A 23035-nucleotide genomic window follows, 5' to 3' on the forward strand; every position below is an offset into this window, starting at 1 on the left:
CCCTTCGGTCACAAGATTGAGATCGGTCAATCCAGACGCCGCAAACAGGCGCATGCTGTGACGCTGGCAGTGCGATATCGATAATGGATGGTGATGCCCCCGATGGACTTCAAAGACTATTACAAGATTCTCGGTGTAGAACCCACCGCTGACGACAAGGCGATCAAGGCCGCCTATCGCAAGCTGGCGCGCAAATATCACCCGGACGTGAGCAAGGAAAAGGACGCTGAAGCCAAGTTCAAGGACGCGTCCGAAGCCTATGAAGCGCTGAAAAGTGCCGACAAGCGCGCCGAATACGACGATCTGCGCAAGTACGGCCAGCATGGCCAGCCGTTCCAGGGCCCGCCAGGTTGGCAGAGCCGTGGTGGCTATGGCGGCGGTGGCCAGGACACCGGCGACTTCTCGGACTTCTTCAGCTCGATCTTCGGTTCGCGCGGCAATGGTTTTGGTGGTGCCCAGGGCCGCAGTGCCGGGCGTCGAGGGCAAGATGTGGAAATGGAACTGCCGGTCTTCCTCGAAGAGACCCTGTCCAACGAGTCCAAGCAGGTCAACTTCCAGGTGCCGCAATACAACGCGGCCGGCCAGCACGTCAGCAACACCACCAAGAGCCTGAACGTGAAGATCCCGGCCGGTGTGGCCGACGGCGAGCGCATCCGCCTCAAGGGCCAGGGCGCGCCGGGGATTGGCGGTGGTGCCAATGGTGATCTGTACTTGATCATCAAGTTCGCGCCACACCCTAAATTCGATGTGGAAGGTGAGAACCTGATCATCACCCTGCCACTCGCCCCGTGGGAGCTGGCGTTGGGCACGGAAGTGGCGGTGCCGACCCTCACCGGCAAGATCAACCTCAAGGTGCCGGCCGGCAGCCAGAACGGCCAGCGCATGCGCGCCAAGGGCCATGGCTTGTTGAACAAGGCCGGGCAGCGCGGTTACCTGTTTGTGCAACTCAAGGCGGTGATGCCGAAAAACACCGACGACGAGGTCAAGGCGTTGTGGCAGGAACTGGCACAAAAAGCCGCCTTCGATCCAAGAGAATCATGGAGTAGCTAACAATGAGCAGTCCCCGTTTGGTTCAAGTGAACATGGCAGAATTCTGTGAGGCCACCGACCTGTCGGTGGCCTACGTGATCGAAATCGTCGAGCACGGCATCGTTGAACCGGTGGGGACCAGTCCCGAGTCCTGGCGCTTCACCGATTACGAACTGGCCTTGGCCAAGCGCGCCTCGGCGCTGCAAAAGGACCTGGAGCTGGAATGGGAAGGCGTCGCCCTGGCGCTCGACCTGCTGGAGGAAGTCCAGCAACTGCGGGCCGAGAACCAGATGCTCAAGCAACGGCTGGGGCGGTTGGTGCAAACGCCCTGAATCCATCAGGTGATGCTGCAGCGCGCCTTGCACGGCACCCAGTCGCGCAGGGTCAGCGAGCGAATCAGTTGCGCCTCGTCCACGGCCAGTTGCAGTTGCACATTTTCAGCCTGGGTTGCGTACTCCTCATCATTCAGGGCACCCGCATCGTATGCCTCGGACAACCGGTGCAAACGCATATCATGGGGCTCCCTGAGGTTGCTGAACGCTTCGTCATAATGCTTGCGAATGAAAGCCTGCCAGAATTCTCGGCCCAACAATGACTGGACGAACGCTGGGGAGTTGTCCAGTCGTTCGATTCTGACGGCGGTATTATTCAGGTCCGAGGCGGCCACCTGGCCGGTTGCAAGGTAGCGGGCTTCACCGGGTTGTCCGGGCAGGTTAAGGCGCTGTGTCAAACCCATGCGATAGGCCAGCCGGATTTCAACGTCCTCAATGCCTGCCAGGGCGCTCATTTTTTGTTCTGGGGTCATGCTCGACAGGCGAATCGCGCCTTCCCGAACCCGAATGTCCCCGCTTGCTGACAATTCCACCTCGTCCAGGCGAAACAGCCCCTTGGCCAGGTCCAGCAGTGCCGGCCCCGCCTCATCGTCGCTGGCCCCATAGGTGGCATCCCACGTCAGCTTCCTGATTTCCATATCACTGAACACCAGGGCAGCGCGATCGCCACAGCGTGGGTCGCTCGCAATGTTGAACAGCTCTTCACGCAAGCCATCGTGCTGGGCCGAGTCGAGCAGATCCCACAGGCGCGTTTGCAGTTGGGGGTAGCTGCTACGGTACTCCGCCGAGTCTTTGAGGTTGTTGAGGATGCCGAAGAAGGTTTGCGAGCCGGGTTTGTCGGCAATCGACTCCCACAGGACGCGTCTTTGATCTATCTGCCGGGGTGACAACCCACTCATCCAGTGTTGGAAGGCTGGTTCCGGCGTGTCGTCCGCGACCTGTGCCGGTGGCGCTCCTGCCTCGACTTCCGCAGGCCGTGGCGCCCGATAGCGCATCGCGCGTGGATGCCGGCCCTCCTCTGCCTCGGGGTGGCGGGAGGCCACATTGAGCCAGTATTCAGCCAGTTGACCTTGGGCTTCTGCCGTCAGTGGGTTTCCTCCGATAAACGTGACGTTGTTGGTGCGGATGGCCGTCGCCGCCTGCTCGGGCGACGGGTTGATCTGGGCGGCGGGCAGCTCCGTGATGCGGTTGTTGCTCAAGTCGACGAAATCCAGGGTGTGGAGCGGTCCCAGGCCCTGCGGCCATTCAGTGATCCCGGTGCTTCCCAGCCACACCCCGCGCAGGTTTGGCAGGGTGCTGAAATCCGGGGTGCGTACCAAGGGGTTACCGTTCAATTTAATGATCTTGAGCGAGGTAAGCCCCTGCAGCAGCTCCACGTCGGCCTCGCCCAGAGGCAGCCGGTTGCCGCCAAGGTCGAGTTGGGTCAGCCGGGTCATTCTCGCCACGGAAGACGGAATGGTGCGCAGCTCGCTATTCGACAAGTTGAGCCAGCGGGTGTGGTTGAAGTGCCCGAGAAACTCATCCAGTCCGTGCAACGATCGCATACCGCGTAGCTCTATCGATCCTACATGGCTGAAATCCGCGTCCAGCGCCGGCAAGTCACCAATGCTCAAACCGAGTGCCTCGAAGATGTAGCCGATGGAAGAACCATCTCGGGCCAGGGCTTTGGAGGTCAGGCGCTGCCAGCACTCCTTGAGGCTTCGGGCGAATTGCTGGCGGTGGCTGGCGTCGCCGACGCGAAGGTTGGCGTCGTCGGCGGCGATCAGGAACCGTTGCCTGGCCCAGGCGTCCAGTTGGGTACTCAAGGCTTGCCATTGACGCTCCAAGCGCGTCAGTTCGTCCGGCGCCCTATCGCCCGCATGCAGTACGAGCTGTTCGTTTTCCTCCTCGCTGAAGCCGGGAAACAGCGCTCTGGCCCGCAGCATTTCGTTGGTGTGGCTCAACGGCACTTCGAATGCGCCAGGCAGGCCGCCGTTGCGCCAGCCCGGGCGAGTTTGTGCCAGGCGAGCGATGTACGCCCGCATCTGCTGATTGGCTCGCGGGGTGAATGGGTTGTCACGCAGGCGGGTCATGCGGTTGAGACGGATGCTGGCTTCCACGTTTTCGGGGGCTGGGTTGAGCAGGCTGTCGGGCACCGCGCTCAGGTGATTGCCGGACAGGTCGACTTCTCTCAGCTCCGGCAGTTCCAGCAGGCCTGTGGGCCACTGATTGATCCGGGTGTCACGCAGCTCCAGCTTTCGCAGTCGTAGCAGCGGGCTGAAATCCGGCAGGGTGCCCAAGGGGTTGTCGTTCAGGCACAGTTCTTCCAGGCGGCTCAGGCCGGCCAGTTGGCCGGCGCTGATTTCGCTCAGGCGGATGGCATTTTTCGACAGGTCCAGGTGCGTCAGCGCCTTTATGGCCGTGATTGCTTCGGGCAGTTCGGTCAGCGTATGGCGTCCGATACCGCCGACTTGTTTGAGGGTCAAACGTTTCAGATTGGGGAAGTTGCCAAGGAACTGCCCGGGGCCGTCGGTGAAGCTCACGTAGTCGAGAACCAACTCCTCGACATGGCCAAAATCGGCGTTGAGTTTGGGCAGGTTCACCTGGGCGCTGATTTCCAGTCGGCGCCCGGTGTAGGCCCCGGCACGGTCCACGGTCTGTCGGCGCCAGCAATCTCTCAACGCATCGGCCACTGACTGCTCCCGGCGTCCCGGGTTTACCTCAAATGGACGCCGGCTCGTATCTTCTCGGGCACTGCGTTTCACCCAGTCCTTGAGTGCGCGTTTGAGGGCGGCGTATTGGTCTTCCCGGCGCGTCAACTCAGTGCGCGCATCGCTCCCGAGGGTCTCGATGAAGGCTGTGGCCTGCTCGTCGCTGAACCCCGGATACAGCTTGCGCACCCGCGTATGGGTGCTGCGCAATTGAGTGAGTTTGTGCAGCGGGGAGCCGCCCCGCAGGCGCAGGTCTCCTGCCAAGGGTTTGCGCAGCAGCGGGTATTCCAGCAGCACCGAGCGCAGCTCGTCCCGGGCCAATGGCGTTTGTCGCACCCGCTGCTTCAGGGTGCCGGCGTCGCGTGCGGCTTCGCCAAGTGCTCGACGCTGGCCCTGTTCAAGGCGTGCCAGAACGGCGCCATACAGGTCGGTGGCGCCGAACGCCCCGTCTTCACCCATCGCCAGCATCAGCGGCGGTGCGTCGGCCTCTGGACCGACGGCGTCGATCAGGGGCCCCTGTTCGCTGCCCAAGCGGATTTCCACCCGCAGGCTCGGGTCCCAACCCGGCAAGCTGGGCAGGGTATGCAGGGCCAAGCGCAGGCTGTCCGGGCTCTGCAGGGTGTCGAGGAACAAGCCTTCATAGGCCCGTGCCATGCGCACTTGCTGCTGGCTTTCGCGCGCTAGGGCGGTGAGCCTTGGTGACAACTGCTGATGGCCACTCAGCGCAGTTAAATCCGCGTCCGTGGCGGTTTCCAGCAACTGCCTGGCAACCTCCGCCGGCAGGCCGGAAAACCTGTCCATGAGCTGCTGTACCGGGGGCGAGCGGGTCAGGTTATGGGCGCGATAATCCGCGTCGAACAGCGAGGTCCGACTGTCCCGGGCAGCCTGGGCAACTTCGCGGCGCCACAGCATCGTCTGTTCGTCCAGCACCCGGGGAGTCGGGTCGAGGACCGCCGGATAGGTCAAGCCTCGGTGCGCCACCACGCGCTCGGTGATCGCCGGGTCGGCCAGCGCATAATCCAGCGGGTCGTCACTGCCCATCTTCTCGATAAACGTCTCGATCCGCTGATGGATGCCAAAGCGCGCCAGGCTGTCACTCAACAGGGCGGGCGGCGGTTGCAGGTCCACATGCAGTTGGCGCAGTTGATCGGCGCGAGTGCCACTGGCCAGGCGTGCCTGTTCCAGTTGTGCGTCGCTCAAGCCCCGGGTGCGATAACCCAGGCGGCGCATCAGCGCCGGGCCGTCCCAGGTCAGTGGCTCTTCACCTTCATGCAGCCAGGCGCCCGCGCCGTTATGCGTCACCTGCGGGGCATAAGCGTCGGAGCGTGTGGGGTGTTGTATGCGATAGGTGTCGCCGTCGGGCTCGGGTTTGACGGCATACAGTTGATCGTCGAGGGGCAGCAGCGGCTGCTGGTCGTGGCTGTGCAAGCCCAGGTCGTCAAACGCGGCGTCCTTGGGCAATACGACGGGGCTGCGATAAGGCGTAAGGTCCGGCTTCCATAGCCGTAGCTCGCCACCTGGCAAACGAACCGGCTTGAGCCCCTGTATCAACGCGGGTGTAGGCGGTGCAGCGAGTTTTTGCAGGCCTTTCCCCGCGCCGGCCAGCAGCGCCATGGCGGCCAGGTTTTGCGCGACGTCGAACCAGTGCGCCTTGGCCGTATCACGGTCGCCTTCGCCCCAGTCGATCACGCCTTCGAAGGTTTCGTAGAGCAATTGGCCCGCCATGGCGGCCAGCATGATTTCGCCGAGCACCGGGACGAACGCCAGTCCCAGGCCGAGCACGGTAGCGCCGGCCTCCAGCCAACGGGCGATTTTTTGCCCGCGCACCCGGGCGTCGACATCGGCGGTGGGCACTGCCTGGTCGCGCGCATCGCCGAGGGCCTTGTCGCGGCCATGCTCAAACAGGTTGGCCCACAGGTCGACGTTGTCAGCCCACAGGCCGTGTCTTGAGACCACCATCAGGTACAGGTCGGGAGCGCCCGTCTTCACCACCCTGCAGCCGGCTTTCGGGGGCGGAAGCGACTGGGGCATGACCGTCGTAGTCAATACCGGGAAGGCCAGTTGCAGCATTGTCTGGGTCACCGGCGAACGCGCTACTGCGTCGACGGCGGCGGTGGAGTCCGCAGCGGGTTCGGTAAACCGGTTGAAGAACGCCGGCTTGTCATGCTCATTGAGAAACTGGCTGAAAAAATGCTGGTAGCTCGTGGGCGTCGGGCGGTTGTTATTGCCGGATTCGCTTGGCGCTTTGTCGCGCGCCACCCACTGGCGGTTCAGTTCGGTTTTCAGCGCATCAAGGCTGTTGTAGCGCTTGAGCGGGTGCTCCGGATCGTGGGGCAGGTAGACGATGAAGTCGGTGGCATAGCGATATTTTTCCACCGGTGTAAACACCACGCTCCCCATGAGCGCGCGGTCCATCACGCTCAGGCAACTGAACCACACCGGCTTGCCGCCCAGCGTCGGGTTGCGTTCGCCGTCGACCACCTTGAGCACCATGGTGAAGTCATCCGGGAGAATGTCCTGCTTGAGCAGCGCCAGGTACGCCGCAGCCCTGAGGGCATCCTTCTGGCTGGTGATCACGGCGTCGCGCAACCGGGTGGCGGCCGTCTCGTCGGTGGGCAGTAATGTTTCCTTGAGGTGCGCCTGGTAGCGGGCACCCACGTCCAGCGTACGGCACAGGCTGATAAAGGCGGGTACGGTCAGTGCCGGGCTGATCCTGGGAGAGGCGCCTTCCCGGTCCGGGTATTGGGTGAACCCGGAGGCAGGATCGAATGCGCCTTCTTCACCTTCACTGGCTTCAAAGTTATGCAGGGCAGCCTGCACCAGCGACACCTCCAGTACTTTGTATTCGCCGGCCTTGATCCCCAGGGTGCCGAGCCTCAGCGGCTCATACAAACGAAGAGAGGTGCCTTCGACATCCACGGTGAGGTTGAATTGTTCTTTCAGCGCGCCGTTGAGCAGGCCTATGGCGAAGGGCTTGAGTGCCTGGACGTTGGCCAGGTGTTTATCCACCGCGTGTTGGGATTTGAAACTGGTTTCATTGAACGCCTTCAAGGTTCTTCGCTGCAGCGGCGACAAGCTGTCCATCCACTGCGCCTGTTCGAGCCTGGCCTGTTTCAACGCTTCTATGCGGTGTGCCGGCGCCTGTACCAGCCAGTCCGGAATGGCCTGGCGAATGAACGCACTGTTGTCGTCGGAAGATGAGAGGGGAGTAACGGAGGGGGCATCCTGCATGGGGGCATTCCTTTGGGTAAGCAAAGGAAAAAGGCTACTGAAAACCGCTGTGGATTAATAAGTCGAAAAGCCGCTGGATAGCACGCAATAGTTAACGCATCGGCCCCGGATTACCTATGGATCGACGACTTAATTACCCCATGGAAATCCCCCTGTGTGCATCAAGCCTGCCAGCGCTTTTTGAGTGTTCGTCCAGGGGGGGCAATCCGTTCAAATAGCTACCGCCGAGTGCCGGGGGCGACTGATTAAGGTCATTGCCTTAATTTCCCTATCGGTACTCGTTTATGCCAGCACCTCAAGCCTCCACCTCGCTCCTGCCGGGCGGCGAAGGGCGTCACTATGCACAGATCAAAGCCGCCATCCCCGAAAGCCTGGTCAGCGCATCTCCTGCCCTGCGTGCAGCCATCACGCAGGCCAAGCCAGAGATCCCCGCCTGGTATGCGGCCACCACCCCGGCACAGAAGGCTGCGCTGCAAAACCTGTTGGAGGCGAGCATCAAGTCTCACACTGCACTGGAGCAAGCGACCGGCAAGGTGCAAGAGGTCAACGCCTTCGCCCGGCCATTGCTTGAAGCCGCGTTGAAGGCCGCCGGGTTTGAGCTGGACGTCAACCAGGTGCATCTGCGCCTCTATGTACCGGTCGAAGGACTAGCGACAGGCTACCGGACCAAGACTTTGTCCCTGTTGCAAGCGGCCTTGAACAATTTTGAAGCGCGCGAGACCCGCGCCGGGTTCTTCGACAGTGCTTCAGGCTTTATCACCGCTCCCGGCGCGGATGGCCGTTTCGAGCGCCATACCACGACCCTGACGATCGAGACCTTCGCCCGGTTATGCCGCGACCTGGACCTGGGCAGGCTGTACCAGGAACACCTCACCACCTACCTGCTGCCCGTGCAAACCGTGTCCAGGAACCTGCTGCGTGAACGCTTTATCACCCGGCAAAAGGACGCCTTCAGAGCCGCCGCCTACGTGGCGTTGCTCAAAGGTGATATTCGCAGCGACGACTACGCGCTACTGCTGCGCATCGCCAATGGCGAGCGACGCATCAAGCACGACGGCAAGCAGGTCTGGCACCGCTGGCCCAGTATCATGGAACTGCAAATGCACGGCTGCCTCATGATCGACCCGAGCGTGGAGCACCGCTATGGCACCTGGCTTATCGTCTACATCCCCGACCACCCCGAGCACCCCATCAAGCGCTACGAAACCTTTGCCGACTATGCAGAGGAAACGACCCGTGAGCTGACCGCTTACAGACCCGAGGACTATTGGGACAGCAGGGGGGTTCAGGTCACGGCCCACCAACAGTTTTTCTCACGGTTCATCGGGAAAAAATACCTGGCTTACTACTACGGGCGGTTCACCGAGAAACGCGTCGATGAACCGCAAGGGCGCGTGGCCCTGGGCCCTGATCCAGCGTGGCGACAGTACTACGCTAGAAAATCCCTTACCGAACTCCAGGCGATCAACGCCGTCATAAAGTCCCCGCGACATATCAGCCGCACGCCGCAGGACCAGCCAAACCTGAACCTCAACGCCCACCCGATCAAGGGGCTGTGGATCGATGTCGACCCTTGGGACGAGCTGTACGCCGACATGCGCAAGCGCGCACTCGACGATGGGTTGAGCATGGCGATACCCACCGCTCACACCGACGCGGCTGGCCACGACCGGCGGATGGCGCATCTGATGAACATCGGCCTGTTCACCTTGAACCTGGTGTCGATGTTCATTCCGCCCTTGGGTGCACTGATGGCGGTGGTCACGGCCGGGCAACTGCTGTACGAAGTGCTGGAGGGCGTGGTTGAACTCGGCCAGGGTGATCGCGAGGCCGGCTGGGCGCATATCGCTGACGTGCTGGAAAATCTCGCGCAACTGGCGGTGGGCGGCGCTGCGTTGCATATCAGCCTGTCGCCGTTTATCGAAGGACTCAAGGCAGTCAGGCTGCCGTCGGGCAAGGCCCGCTTGTGGAAGCCGGACCTTGCGCCCTATGCGCAGGACATCCGACTGCCGGCAGGCTCGGTTCCCGACCAGGCGGGACTACATACCGTCAATGGGCGCCAGGTCGTGTCGGTGGACGGCAATCGCTACGCCGTGACCGCGCAAGACGAACCGGGCGTGTACCGGGTCCAGCACCCCAGCAGGCCCGAGGCGTATGAGCCTCAGATCGTCAACAACGGTTCTGGCGCCTGGACCCATGAGGCCGATGAGCCCCTGACGTGGCAAGGTGCTCCGTTGATGCGGCGACTGAGCCATGTGATGGAAGGCCTGAGCGATACGCAGTTGGAGCAGGTGCGCAAGATCAGTGACACCGACGAAAGCGTGCTGCGCCGGCTGTATGTGGAAAGCGAGCCCACTCCGGCCATCACACTCGATACGGCGGTGCGCATGCGGGCTTACGGGCGTGCCGAAAGCTTGAGCGGGCAGATCCTTGCGGGGTCGATGTCGATGGACCTGGGTAGCTACGCCGCGTCGTTGATGGTGGAAATGACCGGCTGGCCGCCCGGCAGGACCATCGAAGTATTTGACGGCCAGGGCACCAGCAGGACAGCTGCGTTGTATGGCCAACCTCATGCGCCCGGGACGGAACTGATCAGCATCAGCCGCATAGACCTGTTCGGCGGCAAGCTGCCGGCGTTGATCGTCGAGAGTTTGCCCGAGGAGCAGCTTAAAAACCTGCTCGGCCAACACATGCCTTACGGGGCCGCGCTGCGTAGCCAGGCGTTGCAGGCTCGCCTGGGAATCTATGCAAAACAGTCCCTGCGGCGGGTGTTCGACAGCCTATACCTCGGGCGGCCTATGCCTGGCAGCGCTGAGCTGCAGCTGTTCGCGCGCGACTTCAAAAGCCTGCCCCCGATCATGGTCGAGGAACTGCTGGAAGGTGCCAGCCCCTCGCAGCGGGCGAGCCTGCTCAACAATCGCAAGATTCCCCTGGAGCTGGCGCAGCAAGCGCGCCGGCAACTTGGACATCTGCGCTTGGCCCGGGCCTACGAAGGGCTTTATCTGGACGAGTTGGCCAATGTCGACACCGAAGCGCTGGCGCTCAACACGCTGGAGCGCCTTCCTGGCTGGCGAAACGGCTTGCGCATTGAGGTTCGCGAAGGCTCCCTGGCCGGAAGCCTGCGTGCCGGTTATGGCTCACCCGAGTCCGCGCACCGCAAGGTATTGGTGCACAGGGGCGATGGACGCTACGAAGCGTTTGACGCCAGTGGGCAAAGTTTGCATGACGTCGACAACCTGTACGGCGCCTTGCAACATGCCCTGACGGATGCCCATCGCCAGTCTCTAGGCTTGCCAGACGTTGGGCAGGGTCCGCAGTTGCGGGGCAAAATCCAGGAACATGCACTGTCGCGCAGTGCCTTGCGCAAAGTGCTGAAAATGCAATCCGCTCAACCGTTTTTCAAACCGTTATCGCAGTTGTCGGGCGGCCGGCGTGGCTACCCTTTGAGTGGGCGCGGTGGGTGGGTTTTTGAGCGTAAATTGCAGGAACGTATTCGCAACTTATACCCGGACATCACCAGCGACGAAATTGCCCAGTTGCGACCCTTTGGCAATCCACTCAACGACAACTGGTTGAGGGAGCTCGAAAGCGAATTCAGCAACCTGACCCAGACGTTGCGAACCTGGCAGATCAGTGCTCGCGAAGGCGCGTCGACGAGCAGTCCCGGGGCAAACCGGATCTATCGGGCCAGGGGGCGGATCGTCGAGACGCTTGAGGCAGCCTGGCGCAGAATCGGACCGAGGGATATCGACGGCAATGGTCAATACCTCGGCCAGGCCATCGAGTGGGAGGAGGTTGAATTACGCCAGCAGTTGCGCACCCTGCCGCGGTTGCCGGCCGACTTTGATCACGTCAGCAAGCTGTCCCTGCGCAGCATGGCCTTGACCAGTGAGGACGTCGACGGGTTTGTGTCCAACTTTCGCGGGCTGCGCAGCTTGTCCGTGCAAGCCTGCCGGTTGACCCGGTTACCGCCGGCCATTGCCAGCATGCCTCACCTGACCGAGCTGAACCTTGGGGGCAATGAAATTGTCCTGAATTCGCAAAGTGTCATGGTCTTGAGCAACCTGAAACAGCTCAAGGAGTTGTCGCTTGAAAGCAATCCGTTGAGGCTGGCGCCGGACGTGAGCCGTATGCCTCATTTGCGCCAGCTGTGGCTTGCTGAAACAGGTCTGGAGGAGTGGCCTGCCAGCGTATTTCGCCTGCCGCGCCCACGGCGTTTCATTCTGGATTTGCGCGAGAACGCGCTTATCCGCGTGCCGGTATTTGCGCCGGGTTCTGATAACGCTCGGATCATTGCGCGCACCACGCTCTCCCGTGAGCTACTGGGTACTGAAACCGTGAGCCAGTTCAGGTTATACATCGAGGCAGCCGGTAACGATCCGGATCGTCAGCTTCCGCCCAAAGGCCGGGCCGATAGCAAACTCTGGAAAACGGGATTGACCGAAGAGGATTGGGAATCCAAGCAACGATTGTGGGAAATGCTTGAGGACGCCTTCGGTTCTGAAGCCTTTTTCAACGAAATTCGCTTCTTGGCCAAATCCGGGGATGCCGTCGTCGAAGGCCAACGCTACCTGCCGGAACTGACCGCGAAAGTATGGCGCATGCTGGAGGCCATGGGCGAAGACACCGAGTTGCGAGAGGAACTGTTCCGCATGGCACAGTTCCCCACCGCTTGCGTGGATGCGGGGGCGCAGTTGTTCAATGCCATGGGGGTTGAAGTGTTGTTGCGCTCGGCCTATGCCAATGAGGACGCGAATGCGGTGAGAAGCAGCGTACTCAAGCTGGCCAGGGGCAAGTGGCGGCTGGATGAGTTGGGGCGGATCTCCCATGCACGCGTGGCAGAACTGATCAGTCAAGGCGCCAGGTATACGGAGTATGACCAGGAGGGCATGTTGGTCACTCATTACGACACCGCAGGTAATGAGATCCCGCCTATTGACGAGGTCGAGATCTACCTGGCCTACACCGCGCAGCTTTCCGCCCGCCTGGACTTACCGTGGCAGGCCAGAACCATGCTGTACCGTGAGGAGTATGTAACGCCGGCCATGGTGGAGGCGGCGTACGCGCAGGTGACAGCGTTGGACCAGGGGGAACAGTTACGCAAGAACCTGATTGAGCAGCCGATGTGGAAGGAATATTTGGAGCGGGCCCACAAGGTGGAATACTCGAGCATTTCCAAAAAATTTGAAGCGTTGCTCGACTACGAGGACGCGCAAGCGCAATGGGCCAGGGATGGCGGCTTGTCTGCCGAGGCCAAGCAGGGCCTGAGCGACACCATCGCCAGGACCGCCGAGATCCTCGGTCGGCCGCGCAGTAACAGTCTGCCGGGGACCACCATGAATCAGGCAGAGTACGACGCCTCGTTTGCCGGGATCGACAACGAACTCAAGGCGCTGAACACGACACTGACCGACCAGGCGATCAGTGCCGTTTTTGGGGCTTAGAACAAGAAGTAACGCTGCGCCATCGGCAACACATCCGCAGGCTCACACCACAGCAACACTCCATCGGCCTTGACCTGGTAGGTCTGCGGGTCAACCTCGATATCCGGCAGGTAATCGTTGTGGATCAAGTCGGTTTTCTGCACCGCGCGGCAACCCTTGACCACGGCGATCTGCTTCTTCAACCCCAACTGCTCGGGCAGGCCTGCCGCCAACGCCGCCTGGCTGATAAAGGTCAGGCTGGTGGCGTGCAGCGAGCTGCCGAAGCTGGCGAACATCGGGCGGTAGTGCACCGGTTGCGGCGTCGGGATCGAGGCATTGGCGTCGCCCATCAGGCTTGAGGCAATCGCGCCGCCCTTGAGAATCAGGGTTGGCTTGATCCCGAAAAACGCCGGGCGCCACAGCACCAGGTCGGCCCACTTGCCCACTTCAATCGAGCCCACTTCGTGGCTGATGCCGTGGGTAATCGCCGGGTTGATGGTGTACTTGGCGATGTAGCGTTTGGCGCGGAAGTTGTCATTGCCTTCGCCGTCGCCAGGCAATGGCCCGCGCTGTTTTTTCATCTTGTCGGCGGTCTGCCAGGTACGTGTGATCACCTCGCCAACCCGCCCCATGGCCTGGCTGTCGGAGCTGATCATCGAGAACGCGCCGAGGTCGTGAAGGATGTCTTCGGCGGCAATCGTTTCGCGGCGGATGCGGCTTTCGGCAAAGGCCACGTCTTCGGCAATGCTCGGGTCCAGGTGATGGCACACCATCAACATGTCCAGGTGTTCGTCGATGGTGTTGCGGGTGAACGGCCGGGTTGGGTTGGTGGAGCTGGGCAGCACGTTGGGGAAGCCACAGGCCTTGATGATGTCTGGCGCGTGACCGCCACCGGCACCTTCGGTGTGGTAGGTGTGGATGGTGCGGCCCTTGAAGGCGGCGAGGGTGGTTTCGACAAAGCCGGATTCGTTGAGGGTGTCGCTGTGGATCGCCACCTGTACGTCGTATTCGTCGGCGACGCTCAGGCAGTTGTCGATGCTCGCCGGCGTGGTGCCCCAGTCCTCGTGCAGCTTCAAGCCAATGGCACCGGCCTTCACTTGTTCGATCAACGGCTCCGGCAGGCTGGCGTTGCCCTTGCCGGTGAAGCCGATGTTCATCGGGAATGAGTCGGAGGCCTGGAGCATGCGCGCCAGGTGCCATGGGCCGGAGGTGCAGGTGGTGGCGTTGGTGCCGGTGGCCGGCCCGGTGCCGCCGCCGATCATGGTGGTGACGCCGCTGGTCAGCGCCTCTTCGATTTGCTGCGGGCAAATAAAGTGGATGTGGGTATCGATGCCGCCGGCGGTGAGGATCATGCCTTCACCGGCAATCACTTCGGTGCTGGCGCCGACGCAGATGGTCACGCCGGGCTGGATGTCCGGGTTGCCGGCCTTGCCGACGGCGGCGATGCGGCCGTTTTTCAGGCCGACGTCAGCCTTGACGATGCCCCAGTGGTCGATGATCAGCGCGTTGGTGATCAGGGTGTCGACCACCTCATGGGCGAGCAGTTGGCTCTGGCCCTGGCCATCACGGATCACCTTGCCGCCGCCGAACTTCACTTCTTCGCCGTAGACGGTGAAGTCCTGTTCGACTTCGACGAACAGCTCGGTGTCGGCCAGGCGGACCTTGTCACCAACGGTGGGGCCGTACATGTCGGCGTAGGCTTGTCTGGAAATCTTCATGTGTTTAGTTCCTGATCGTTCCCACGCTCTGCGTGGGAATGTCGCCCTGGACGCTCTGCGTCCGCTCTTGAAGGTCGTGACGCGGAGCGTCACAGGATGCATGCCCACGCAGAGCGTGGGAACGATCATTAATCCAGGTCGCCCATGATGCGCCCGGCAAACCCGAACACCCGGCGTTTGCCACTCAGCTCAACCAGTTCCACTTCACGACTCTGCCCTGGCTCAAAGCGCACGGCGGTGCCGGCCGGGATGTTCAGGCGCATGCCACGGCTGGCAGCACGGTCGAACGTCAGTGCGTCGTTGGTCTCGAAAAAGTGATAGTGGGAACCAACCTGGATCGGCCGGTCGCCGCTGTTGGCTACGCTCAAGGTGGCGGTGCGCCGGCCCACGTTGAGTTCGATGTCGCCAGGCTGGATCTGAAATTCGCCAGGAATCATGCAGGTTGCCCCAGGGTCTTGAAGTAGATGGCGGTCGGGGTGTAGCGCCCGTCCGGGCTTTGGCAGTAGTCGGGCAATTCACCGATCTTGGTATAACGCAGCGACTGGTAGAAGGCTTCGGCGCCGGAGCCGGCTTCGGTGTCCAGGTACAGCAGCCCGCGTTTGTACTGGCGGGCGCTCAGTTCCAAAGCGCTCATCAGTTGCTGGCCGAGGCCACGGCGCCGGGCCTCGCTGTGCACCAGCAGCTTCTGCACTTCGGCGCGGTTCAGGCCGTTGGCTTTCATGCACAGCGCCAATTGCACGCTGGCGATGACGTGTTCATCACGCACCACCACCCACAGCAGCAGGCTGCCATCGGTGAGGCTGGCCTGCACGCCGTTGAGATAAGCGCTGGCCTGGGTTTCATCGAAGTCGGCCATGAAACCCACCGATGCGCCGTGCTTCACGGCGTCCAGCAACAGCTCAATCAAACCCGGGCGGTAATGGGCAAAACTTTCGGCATTGACTCGACGCAGTTGGGCGTTCATCGGTGTCACTCCTTGGGCGGCACAGCGCCTGGGTTGAGCGTCAGTTGCATGAAGGTCAGGTCCAGCCAGCGTCCGAACTTGGTGCCGACCTGGGGCATCTGCCCGGTGGTGATGAAACCCAGGCGCTCATGCAGGCGGATCGAGGCCTGGTTGCCGCTTTCGATGGCGGCGACCATCACGTGTTTGTCGCAGGTTTTCGCCCGCTCGATCAGCACCTGCATCAGCTGTGGGCCGAGGCCTTTGCCGCGCTGGTCGTTGCGCACGTACACCGAGTGTTCGACGGTGTGGCGAAAGCCTTCGAAGGGCCGCCAGTCACCGAACGAGGCATAGCCGATGACCTGCTCGTCTTCGACGGCCACCAGGACCGGGTAAAACTGTGACTGACGAGCGCTGAACCAGGCCTGGCGGTTGCCCAGGTCTACCGGTTGTTCGTTCCAGATCGCCGTGGTGTTGAGCACCGCGTCGTTGTAGATATCGCGAATCCCTGGCAAATCGGCGTGCACCGCATCACGAATCAAAAAGGACATGGTCGGGCCTCAGGCGATGGGTTGGTGGACGGTGACCAGCTTGGTGCCGTCGGGGAAGGTGGCTTCCACCTGGATGTCCGGGATCATTTCCGGGATGCCTTCCATCACCTGTTCGCGGGTGAGCAGGGTGGTGCCGAAGTGCATCAGCTCGGCCACGGTGCGGCCATCGCGGGCGCCTTCCATCAACGCGGCGGAGATGTAGGCGATGGTTTCCGGGTAGTTGAGCTTCACACCGCGCGCCAACCGCCGCTCGGCTACCAGGCCGGCGGTGAAGATCAGCAGTTTGTCTTTTTCCCGTGGGGTCAGGTCCATCGTTCAAGGTCCACTATGAAATACATTCGTAAAAACACCGGAGATCCAATGTGGGAGCGGGCTTGCTCGCGAATGCGGTGTGTCAGTGAATGCATCTTTGCCTGACCCACTGCATTCGCGAGCAAGCCCGCTCCCACATTTTTAATCTTCATGTGCTCCAGATTCTCGGTGATACCGCTTCTCGGCCCAACACGGCCGGGCGCAGCAGGCGCCACAGTGCGATCAGCCAGGCTCGCGCCAGCAGCGCTTCACTGGCCAGGCAGCGGGCCACCAGCAGGCCGGGCAATTGGGTCAGGTCGCCGCGTACCGCGTGGGGCAGGGAGCGACATTGTTCGAGCAGTTCAGGGTCGATTTCGCCGGTCACCAGCAAGGTCGCAAACACCGGTTGCCCGTCCAGCCCGATGGGTGAGTCGAGCAAACCGTCGGCGCCCACAATGCGCTGGCGCTCATGCCAAATCAACTGGCCGTCGCGGCGGATATCCAGGTGCGACTGGAAGTGCCCGAGGTCGAAACGCTCGCCGCTGGCGGGGCGCCCGAGGGCGACCACGTCCCAATAAAACAGCCGGGCATCGCCTTGCAGGTCGATGCGGGTGGTGAGTTCGGCCTGGGCGGCGCTGAACACGATGGTCTCCTGCGGCAGCCATTCCAGCGTCGCGCCCGCTTCAATCGTCAGCTCCAGTTTCTGATACGCCGGCCCGCCGGCGCGGTACCACTTGGCCGCGCCGGGGCTGGTCAGTTGCGCCCACGCACCTTCGGCGACATGGGCGCTGATATCGAGACGATCACCGCCGGCAATCCCGCCCGGCGGGTGCACGATGATGTGCTGGCACACCTCGGGGCCTTCGGCGTACAGATGCTTTTGCACCCGCAGCGGGCCGAGGTGGCGGCGCATCACCGGGCGCGTGGTGTCGCCGAAACGCGCGTAGCCGAGTTCCAGCTCGGCGTGCCAGCTGGGGGTGAACAGCGCGGTGGGGGCAGGTAGGGTCATGGTCAGTGCTTATCGTTAGGACGCTACAGATTAGATCGTAACGAGCCCGCGCACACCCTCGCTTTCCATATTTTCTCCACGCCCCTGCTGGACGATTTCGCCCCGGGACATCACCAGGTACTGGTCGGCCAGTTCCGCGGCAAAATCATAGAACTGCTCCACCAGCAGAATCGCCATGTCGCCGCGTGCCGCGAGCTTCTTGATCACCGCGCCGATCTCCTTGATCACCGACGGCTGGATGCCTTCGGTGGGTTCATCGAGGATCAACAGGCGCGGGCGGCTGGCCAGGGCCCGGCCGATAGCCAGCTGCTGTTGCTGGCCGCCGGACAAGTCACCACCCCGGCGTTGCTTCATTTGCAGCAGCACCGGGAACAGCTCGTAGATGAAGGCGGGCACTTCCTTGGCTTCGGAGCCGGGGAAGCGTGACAGGCCCATCAGCAGGTTTTCTTCCACTGTCAGGCGGCCAAAAATCTCCCGGCCCTGGGGCACGTAAGCGATACCAGCGTGCACCCGCTGGTGCGGCTTGAAGCCGGTAATGGCGCGGCCTTCCCAGTTCACCGCACCTTCCTTGGCCGGCAGCAAACCCATCAGGCACTTGAGCAGGGTAGTCTTGCCCACGCCGTTGCGGCCCAGCAGGCAGGTGACTTCGCCGACTTTTACCTCAAAGGAAAGCCCGCGCAGGATGTGGCTACCGCCGTAGTACTGGTGCAGCTTGTCGACTTGCAGCATGTTCAGTTCCCCTTAATGATCGTTCCCACGCTCTGCGTGGGAATGCCGCAATGGACGCTCCGCGTCCGCCGTGTGACGCAGAGCGTCACCGGATGCATTCCCACGCGGAGCGTGGGAACGATCAGGTTCAGCGACCGAGGTAAACCTCGATCACCCGCTCATTTTCCTGCACCTGTTCCAGCGACCCTTCGGCCAGCACGCTGCCCTGGTGCAACACCGTCACGTGGTCGGCAATCGAGCCGACAAAGCCCATGTCGTGTTCCACCACCATCAGCGAATGCTTGCCCGCCAGGCGCTTGAACAGCTCGGCGGTGAACTCGGTTTCGGCATCGGTCATGCCCGCCACCGGTTCATCCAGCAGCAACAGTTGCGGGTCCTGCATCAGCAACATGCCGATTTCCAGGAACTGTTTCTGGCCGTGGGACAGCAAGCCGGCCGGGCGATTGACTGAAGCGGTGAGGCGGATGGTGTCGAGCACTTCGCTGATGCGGTCTTTCTGCTCACCACTCAAGCGCGCCCGCAGGCTGGCCCACACCGATTTGTCGGTCTTCTGCGCCAGCTCCAGGTTTTCAAACACGCTGAGGGCTTCGAATACCGTGGGCTTCTGGAACTTGCGACCGATGCCGGCCTGGGCGATCTGCACTTCGCTCATGCTCGTCAGGTCGAGGGTTTCGCCGAACCAGGCCTTGCCGTGGCTGGGCCGGGTCTTGCCGGTGATCACGTCCATCAGCGTGGTCTTGCCCGCGCCGTTGGGGCCGATGATGCAGCGCAATTCGCCGACGCCGATGTACAGGTTCAAGTCGTTCAACGCCTTGAAGCCGTCGAAGCTGACGCTGATGTCTTCCAGGGTCAGGATCGTGCCGTGGCGGGTGTTCAGGCCTTTGCCCGCCGCCTGGCCGAGGCCGATGGCATCGCGGGCGCTGCCCTGGTCTTTGTTCGGTTCAAGAATGGGCTCGAGCATGAATTCCGCCGTCGCTGTAATTCTCATTGGTCGCCCCTTTTCTTCAGCAGGCCAATCACACCCTTGGGCAAATACAGGGTGACGATAATGAACAGTGCACCGAGGAAGAACAGCCAATACTCAGGAAACGCCACGGTGAACCAGCTCTTCATGCCGTTGACCACACCGGCGCCCAGCAGCGGGCCGATCAAGGTTCCACGCCCGCCGAGGGCCACCCACACAGCGGCCTCGATGGAGTTGGTCGGCGACATTTCGCTGGGGTTGATGATGCCCACTTGCGGCACATACAACGCGCCCGCCAAACCACACAGCACGGCGCTCAACACCCACACGAACAGCTTGAAGCCACGCGGGTCGTAGCCGCAGAACATCAGGCGATTTTCCGCATCCCGCAGCGCTGTCAGTACCCGGCCGAACTTGCTCTGGGCCAGGCGCCAGCCGATGAACAGGCTCGCCACCAACAACACCACGGTGGCCACAAACAGCGCCGCTCGCGTGCCCGGCTCGGTGATGCCAAACCCGAGGATGCTGCGGAAATTGGTAAAGCCGTTATTGCCGCCGAACCCGGTCTCGTTGCGGAAGAACAACAGCATCCCGGCGAAGGTCAGGGCCTGGGTCATGATCGAGAAGTACACGCCCTTGATCCGTGAGCGGAAGGCGAAGAATCCGAACACCAGCGCCAGCAATCCCGGCGCCAACACCACCAGGCACATTGCCCAGAGGAAGTGGCTGGTGCCGGTCCAGTACCACGGCAACTCGGTCCACGACAAAAAGGTCATGAACGCCGGCAGCTCATCGCCGGACGCCTGGCGCATCAGGTACATGCCCATGGCATAACCGCCCAGCGCAAAGAACAGGCCGTGGCCGAGGGACAACATCCCGGCATAACCCCACACCAGATCCAGGGCCAGGGCGACGATGGCGTAGCACAGAATCTTGCCCACCAACGTCAGGGTATAGGCGGAAACGTGCAGCGGATTTTCCGGTGACAACAGCGAGAACAACGGCAGCGCCAGCAGCAGGATCAGCACCACTGCACCGACCGCGACGGTCACCTTGGGGCCGGCCTTTTGCGCGGCCGTAAGCATCAATGGCTGGTTCATCAGTCGATCACCCGTCCTTTCAGTGCGAAGAGTCCTTGCGGGCGTTTCTGGATGAACAGAATGATCAGCGCGAGGATCAGGATCTTGCCGAGTACGGCACCGATCTGCGGCTCAAGAATCTTGTTGGCTATCCCCAGGCCGAAGGCGGCCATGACGCTACCGGCCAACTGGCCGACACCGCCGAGTACCACCACCAGGAACGAGTCGATGATGTAGCTCTGGCCGAGGTCCGGGCCGACGTTGCCGATCTGGCTCAGGGCCACGCCACCGAGGCCCGCTATGCCGGAGCCGAGGCCAAAGGCGAGCATGTCCACGCGTCCGGTGGGCACGCCGCAGCAGGCGGCCATGTTGCGGTTCTGGGTCACGGCGCGCACGTTGAGGCCCAGGCGCGTCTTGTTCAGCAGCAGCCAGGTCAGCACCACCACGAACAGCGCGAAGGCGATGATCACGATGCGGTTGTACGGCAGCACCAGGTTGGGCAGCACCTGGATCCCGCCGGACAGCCACTCGGGGTTGGCCACTTCAACGTTCTGCGCACCGAACACCAGGCGCACCAGTTGGATCAGCATCAGGCTGATGCCCCAGGTGGCGAGCAGGGTTTCCAGCGGGCGGCCGTAGAGGTGACGAATCACCGTGCGCTCCAGGGCCATGCCGATGGCGGCGGTGACAAAAAACGCCACCGGCAGCGCGATCAGCGGGTAGAACTCGATGGCCTGGGGCACGTAGCGCTGCATCAGCAACTGCACCACATAGGTGGAGTAGGCGCCGAGCATCAGCATCTCGCCGTGGGCCATGTTGATCACCCCGAGCAGGCCGAAGGTGATCGCCAGGCCGAGCGCCGCCAGCAGCAGGATCGAGCCCAGGGACATGCCGCTGAAGGCCTGGCCGAGAATCTCGCCCACCATCAGTTTGCGTTTGACCTGGGCCAGGCTGGTTTCGGCGGCGGTGTGCACCGTGGCGTCGGCTTCGACGCCGGGAGCGAGCAAGGCTTCCAGGCGAGTGCGGGCCAGCGGGTCGCCGGTGCCGCCGAGCAAGCGCACGGCGGCCAGGCGCACGGCCGGGTCGGGGTCTACCAGTTGCAGGTTGGCCAGGGCGAGACTGAGGGCTGTGTGTACGTCATCATTGGTTTCGCCGGCGAGTTGCTGGTCGAGGAATTTCAGCTGCGCAGGTTGTGCACTTTTTTGCAGAGTCTGGGCGGCGGCAAGGCGCACCTTGGGGTCGGCAGCGAGCAATTCCTGGCTGGCTTGCACGTTGTCGATCAGGCCGCGCAGGCGGTTGTTCAGGCGTACGGTCTTGGTTTCGCCGTTGACGCTGATCTGGCCTTGTTGCAGGGCGTCCACCAGCTCGATGCGCGCCGGGTCGGGCTGGGCGGCCCAGTCCTGGAGCAGCTTGGCTTGTTGCATCGGGTTGGCGTTGATGAAGTCTTCGGCGTCGCTGGCGTGTGCGGCGAGGGGCAGCAACAGCAGGGCGGCGAGGATGAAGCGGTATAGGGCAGTGGGCATGGCAGTTTCCTATAGATCGTTCCCACGCTCTGCGTGGGAATGCCGCCTTGGACGCTCTGCGTCCGCTGTGTGACGCAGAGCGTCACGGGATGCATTCCCACGCGGAGCGTGGGAACGATCAGTGCGGCGGTCTTAGTTGCTCTTGACGGCGTAATCCGGCTTCTTGTCATTCCCCGGAATGTACGGGCTCCACGGCTGGGCACGAATCGGCTCCTGGGTCTGCCACACCACCGAGAATTGCCCGTCAGACTGGATCTCGCCGATCATCACCGGCTTGTGCAGGTGGTGGTTGGTCTTGTCCATGGTCAGGGTGAAGCCGGACGGCGCGGCAAAGGTCTGCCCGGCCATGGCTTCACGCACTTTGTCGACGTCGGTGGACTTGGCTTTCTCCACCGCCTGCGCCCACATGTGGATGCCCACGTAGGTGGCTTCCATCGGGTCGTTGGTCACGGCTTTGTCCGCGCCCGGCAGGTTGTGGGCCTTGGCGTAGGCTTTCCAGTCGGCGACGAATTTCTTGTTCACCGGGTTCTCCACCGACTGGAAGTAGTTCCAGGCGGCGAGGTTGCCCACCAGCGGCTTGGTGTCGATGCCGCGCAGTTCTTCTTCACCCACGGAGAAGGCGACGACCGGTACGTCGGTAGCCTTCAGGCCCTGGTTGGCCAGCTCTTTGTAGAACGGCACGTTGGAGTCGCCGTTCACGGTGGAGATCACCGCGGTCTTGCCACCGGCGGAGAATTTTTTGATGTTGGCCACGATGGTCTGGTAATCGCTGTGGCCGAACGGGGTGTAGACCTCTTCGATGTCTTTATCCGCTACGCCTTTGGAGTGTAGGAACGAACGCAGGATCTTGTTGGTGGTGCGCGGGTACACGTAGTCGGTGCCCAGCAGGAAGAAGCGCTTGGCGCCGCCGCCTTCTTCGCTCATCAGATATTCCACCGCCGGGATCGCCTGCTGGTTCGGCGCCGCACCGGTATAGAACACGTTCGGCGACATCTCTTCGCCTTCGTATTGCACCGGGTAGAACAGCAGGCCGTTGAGTTCTTCGAACACCGGCAATACCGATTTGCGCGACACCGAGGTCCAGCAACCGAACACCACGGCGACCTTGTCCTGGGTCAGCAACTGGCGGCCCTTTTCAGCGAACAGCGGCCAGTTGGAAGCCGGGTCCACCACTACCGGTTCGAGCATCTTGCCGTTCACGCCGCCCTTGGCGTTGATCTCGTCGATGGTCATCAGCGCCATGTCTTTGAGCGAGGTCTCGGAGATCGCCATGGTCCCGGACAGCGAGTGCAGGATGCCGACCTTGATGGTCTCGGCGGCCTGTACCGTCCAGGTCATGCCCATCGCGGCGATGGATGCCGACAGTGTGAAAGCCTTGATCAAGCTGCGACGCTTCATTGTGCAATCTCCATGACTCAATGATGTGATGAGGGAGTGATTGCAAAGGCTGTGCCGGGGCGCGCAATCGTGGTGCGCGCGAGCCGTGACCGGGCTGTGGGGGTGGGCGATGCACCAATGCGGCGCCA

15 protein-coding genes are annotated in these 23035 nt (G+C 62.2%); 3 read left to right on the plus strand and 12 right to left on the minus strand.

Going from position 1 to position 23035, the window contains the following annotated elements; all coding sequences use genetic code 11:
- Nucleotides 1-102: 102 nt before the first annotated feature.
- Nucleotides 103-1050 carry a DnaJ C-terminal domain-containing protein gene (locus QF039_RS32300; protein ID WP_008439071.1) on the plus strand — a complete coding sequence of 316 codons (948 nt, stop codon included), beginning with the start codon at nt 103-105 and terminating at the stop codon, nt 1048-1050.
- A 2-nt stretch (nt 1051-1052) separates the two neighbouring features.
- The gene (locus QF039_RS32305) at nt 1053-1361 is read left to right on the plus strand and encodes a chaperone modulator CbpM (protein ID WP_003217397.1); all 309 of its coding nucleotides are present in this window, start codon (nt 1053-1055) and stop codon (nt 1359-1361) included.
- A gap of 5 nt (nt 1362-1366) precedes the next feature.
- On the opposite strand, the gene QF039_RS32310 is transcribed toward QF039_RS32305, so the two are convergent.
- Nucleotides 1367-7282, minus strand: coding sequence for an NEL-type E3 ubiquitin ligase domain-containing protein (locus tag QF039_RS32310; protein WP_307522572.1), 5916 nt, complete (start codon nt 7280-7282; stop codon nt 1367-1369).
- A gap of 284 nt (nt 7283-7566) precedes the next feature.
- Between QF039_RS32310 and QF039_RS32315 the strand changes: the two genes are divergently transcribed.
- The gene (locus QF039_RS32315) at nt 7567-12726 is read left to right on the plus strand and encodes a dermonecrotic toxin domain-containing protein (RefSeq protein WP_307522574.1); all 5160 of its coding nucleotides are present in this window, start codon (nt 7567-7569) and stop codon (nt 12724-12726) included.
- Here QF039_RS32315 and ureC read toward each other — a convergent pair.
- From ureC to urtA, 11 genes are all read right to left on the minus strand, one after another.
- Nucleotides 12723-14423 carry an urease subunit alpha gene (gene ureC / locus QF039_RS32320; protein WP_307522576.1) on the minus strand — a complete coding sequence of 567 codons (1701 nt, stop codon included), beginning with the start codon at nt 14421-14423 and terminating at the stop codon, nt 12723-12725. The two genes, QF039_RS32315 and ureC, sit on opposite strands and share 4 nt — an antisense overlap.
- A gap of 128 nt (nt 14424-14551) precedes the next feature.
- The gene (locus QF039_RS32325; RefSeq protein WP_003217389.1) at nt 14552-14860 is read right to left on the minus strand and encodes an urease subunit beta; all 309 of its coding nucleotides are present in this window, start codon (nt 14858-14860) and stop codon (nt 14552-14554) included.
- Nucleotides 14857-15387: an N-acetyltransferase gene (locus QF039_RS32330; protein ID WP_008439064.1), complete on the minus strand. Its 531-nt coding sequence runs from the start codon at nt 15385-15387 to the stop codon at nt 14857-14859. The genes QF039_RS32325 and QF039_RS32330 overlap by 4 nt, the downstream gene beginning before the upstream one ends.
- Before the next feature lie 5 nt (nt 15388-15392).
- Nucleotides 15393-15914: a GNAT family N-acetyltransferase gene (locus QF039_RS32335; protein WP_003217385.1), complete on the minus strand. Its 522-nt coding sequence runs from the start codon at nt 15912-15914 to the stop codon at nt 15393-15395.
- Nucleotides 15915-15923: 9 nt separating this feature from the next.
- On the minus strand, nt 15924-16226 hold the full coding sequence (gene ureA, locus QF039_RS32340; protein ID WP_003217383.1) for an urease subunit gamma: 303 nt from the start codon (nt 16224-16226) through the stop codon (nt 15924-15926).
- A 148-nt stretch (nt 16227-16374) separates the two neighbouring features.
- Nucleotides 16375-17214 carry an urease accessory protein UreD gene (locus QF039_RS32345; RefSeq protein WP_307522581.1) on the minus strand — a complete coding sequence of 280 codons (840 nt, stop codon included), beginning with the start codon at nt 17212-17214 and terminating at the stop codon, nt 16375-16377.
- A 30-nt stretch (nt 17215-17244) separates the two neighbouring features.
- The gene (urtE, locus tag QF039_RS32350) at nt 17245-17943 is read right to left on the minus strand and encodes an urea ABC transporter ATP-binding subunit UrtE (RefSeq protein WP_003217380.1); all 699 of its coding nucleotides are present in this window, start codon (nt 17941-17943) and stop codon (nt 17245-17247) included.
- A gap of 127 nt (nt 17944-18070) precedes the next feature.
- On the minus strand, nt 18071-18931 hold the full coding sequence (gene urtD, locus QF039_RS32355) for an urea ABC transporter ATP-binding protein UrtD (RefSeq protein WP_003217378.1): 861 nt from the start codon (nt 18929-18931) through the stop codon (nt 18071-18073).
- A complete protein-coding gene (gene urtC / locus QF039_RS32360) occupies nt 18928-20007 on the minus strand; it encodes an urea ABC transporter permease subunit UrtC (protein ID WP_008439056.1) in 1080 nt (359 codons plus the stop codon). The genes urtD and urtC overlap by 4 nt, the downstream gene beginning before the upstream one ends.
- On the minus strand, nt 20007-21509 hold the full coding sequence (gene urtB, locus QF039_RS32365) for an urea ABC transporter permease subunit UrtB (protein ID WP_003217374.1): 1503 nt from the start codon (nt 21507-21509) through the stop codon (nt 20007-20009). The genes urtC and urtB overlap by 1 nt, the downstream gene beginning before the upstream one ends.
- Nucleotides 21510-21641: 132 nt before the next feature.
- On the minus strand, nt 21642-22907 hold the full coding sequence (gene urtA, locus QF039_RS32370; protein WP_003217372.1) for an urea ABC transporter substrate-binding protein: 1266 nt from the start codon (nt 22905-22907) through the stop codon (nt 21642-21644).
- Between the last annotated feature and the right edge of the window lie 128 nt (nt 22908-23035).

The sequence above is a fragment of the Pseudomonas sp. W2I6 genome (assembly GCF_030815935.1).
In the GTDB taxonomy this organism is placed as follows: Bacteria; Pseudomonadota; Gammaproteobacteria; order Pseudomonadales; family Pseudomonadaceae; genus Aquipseudomonas.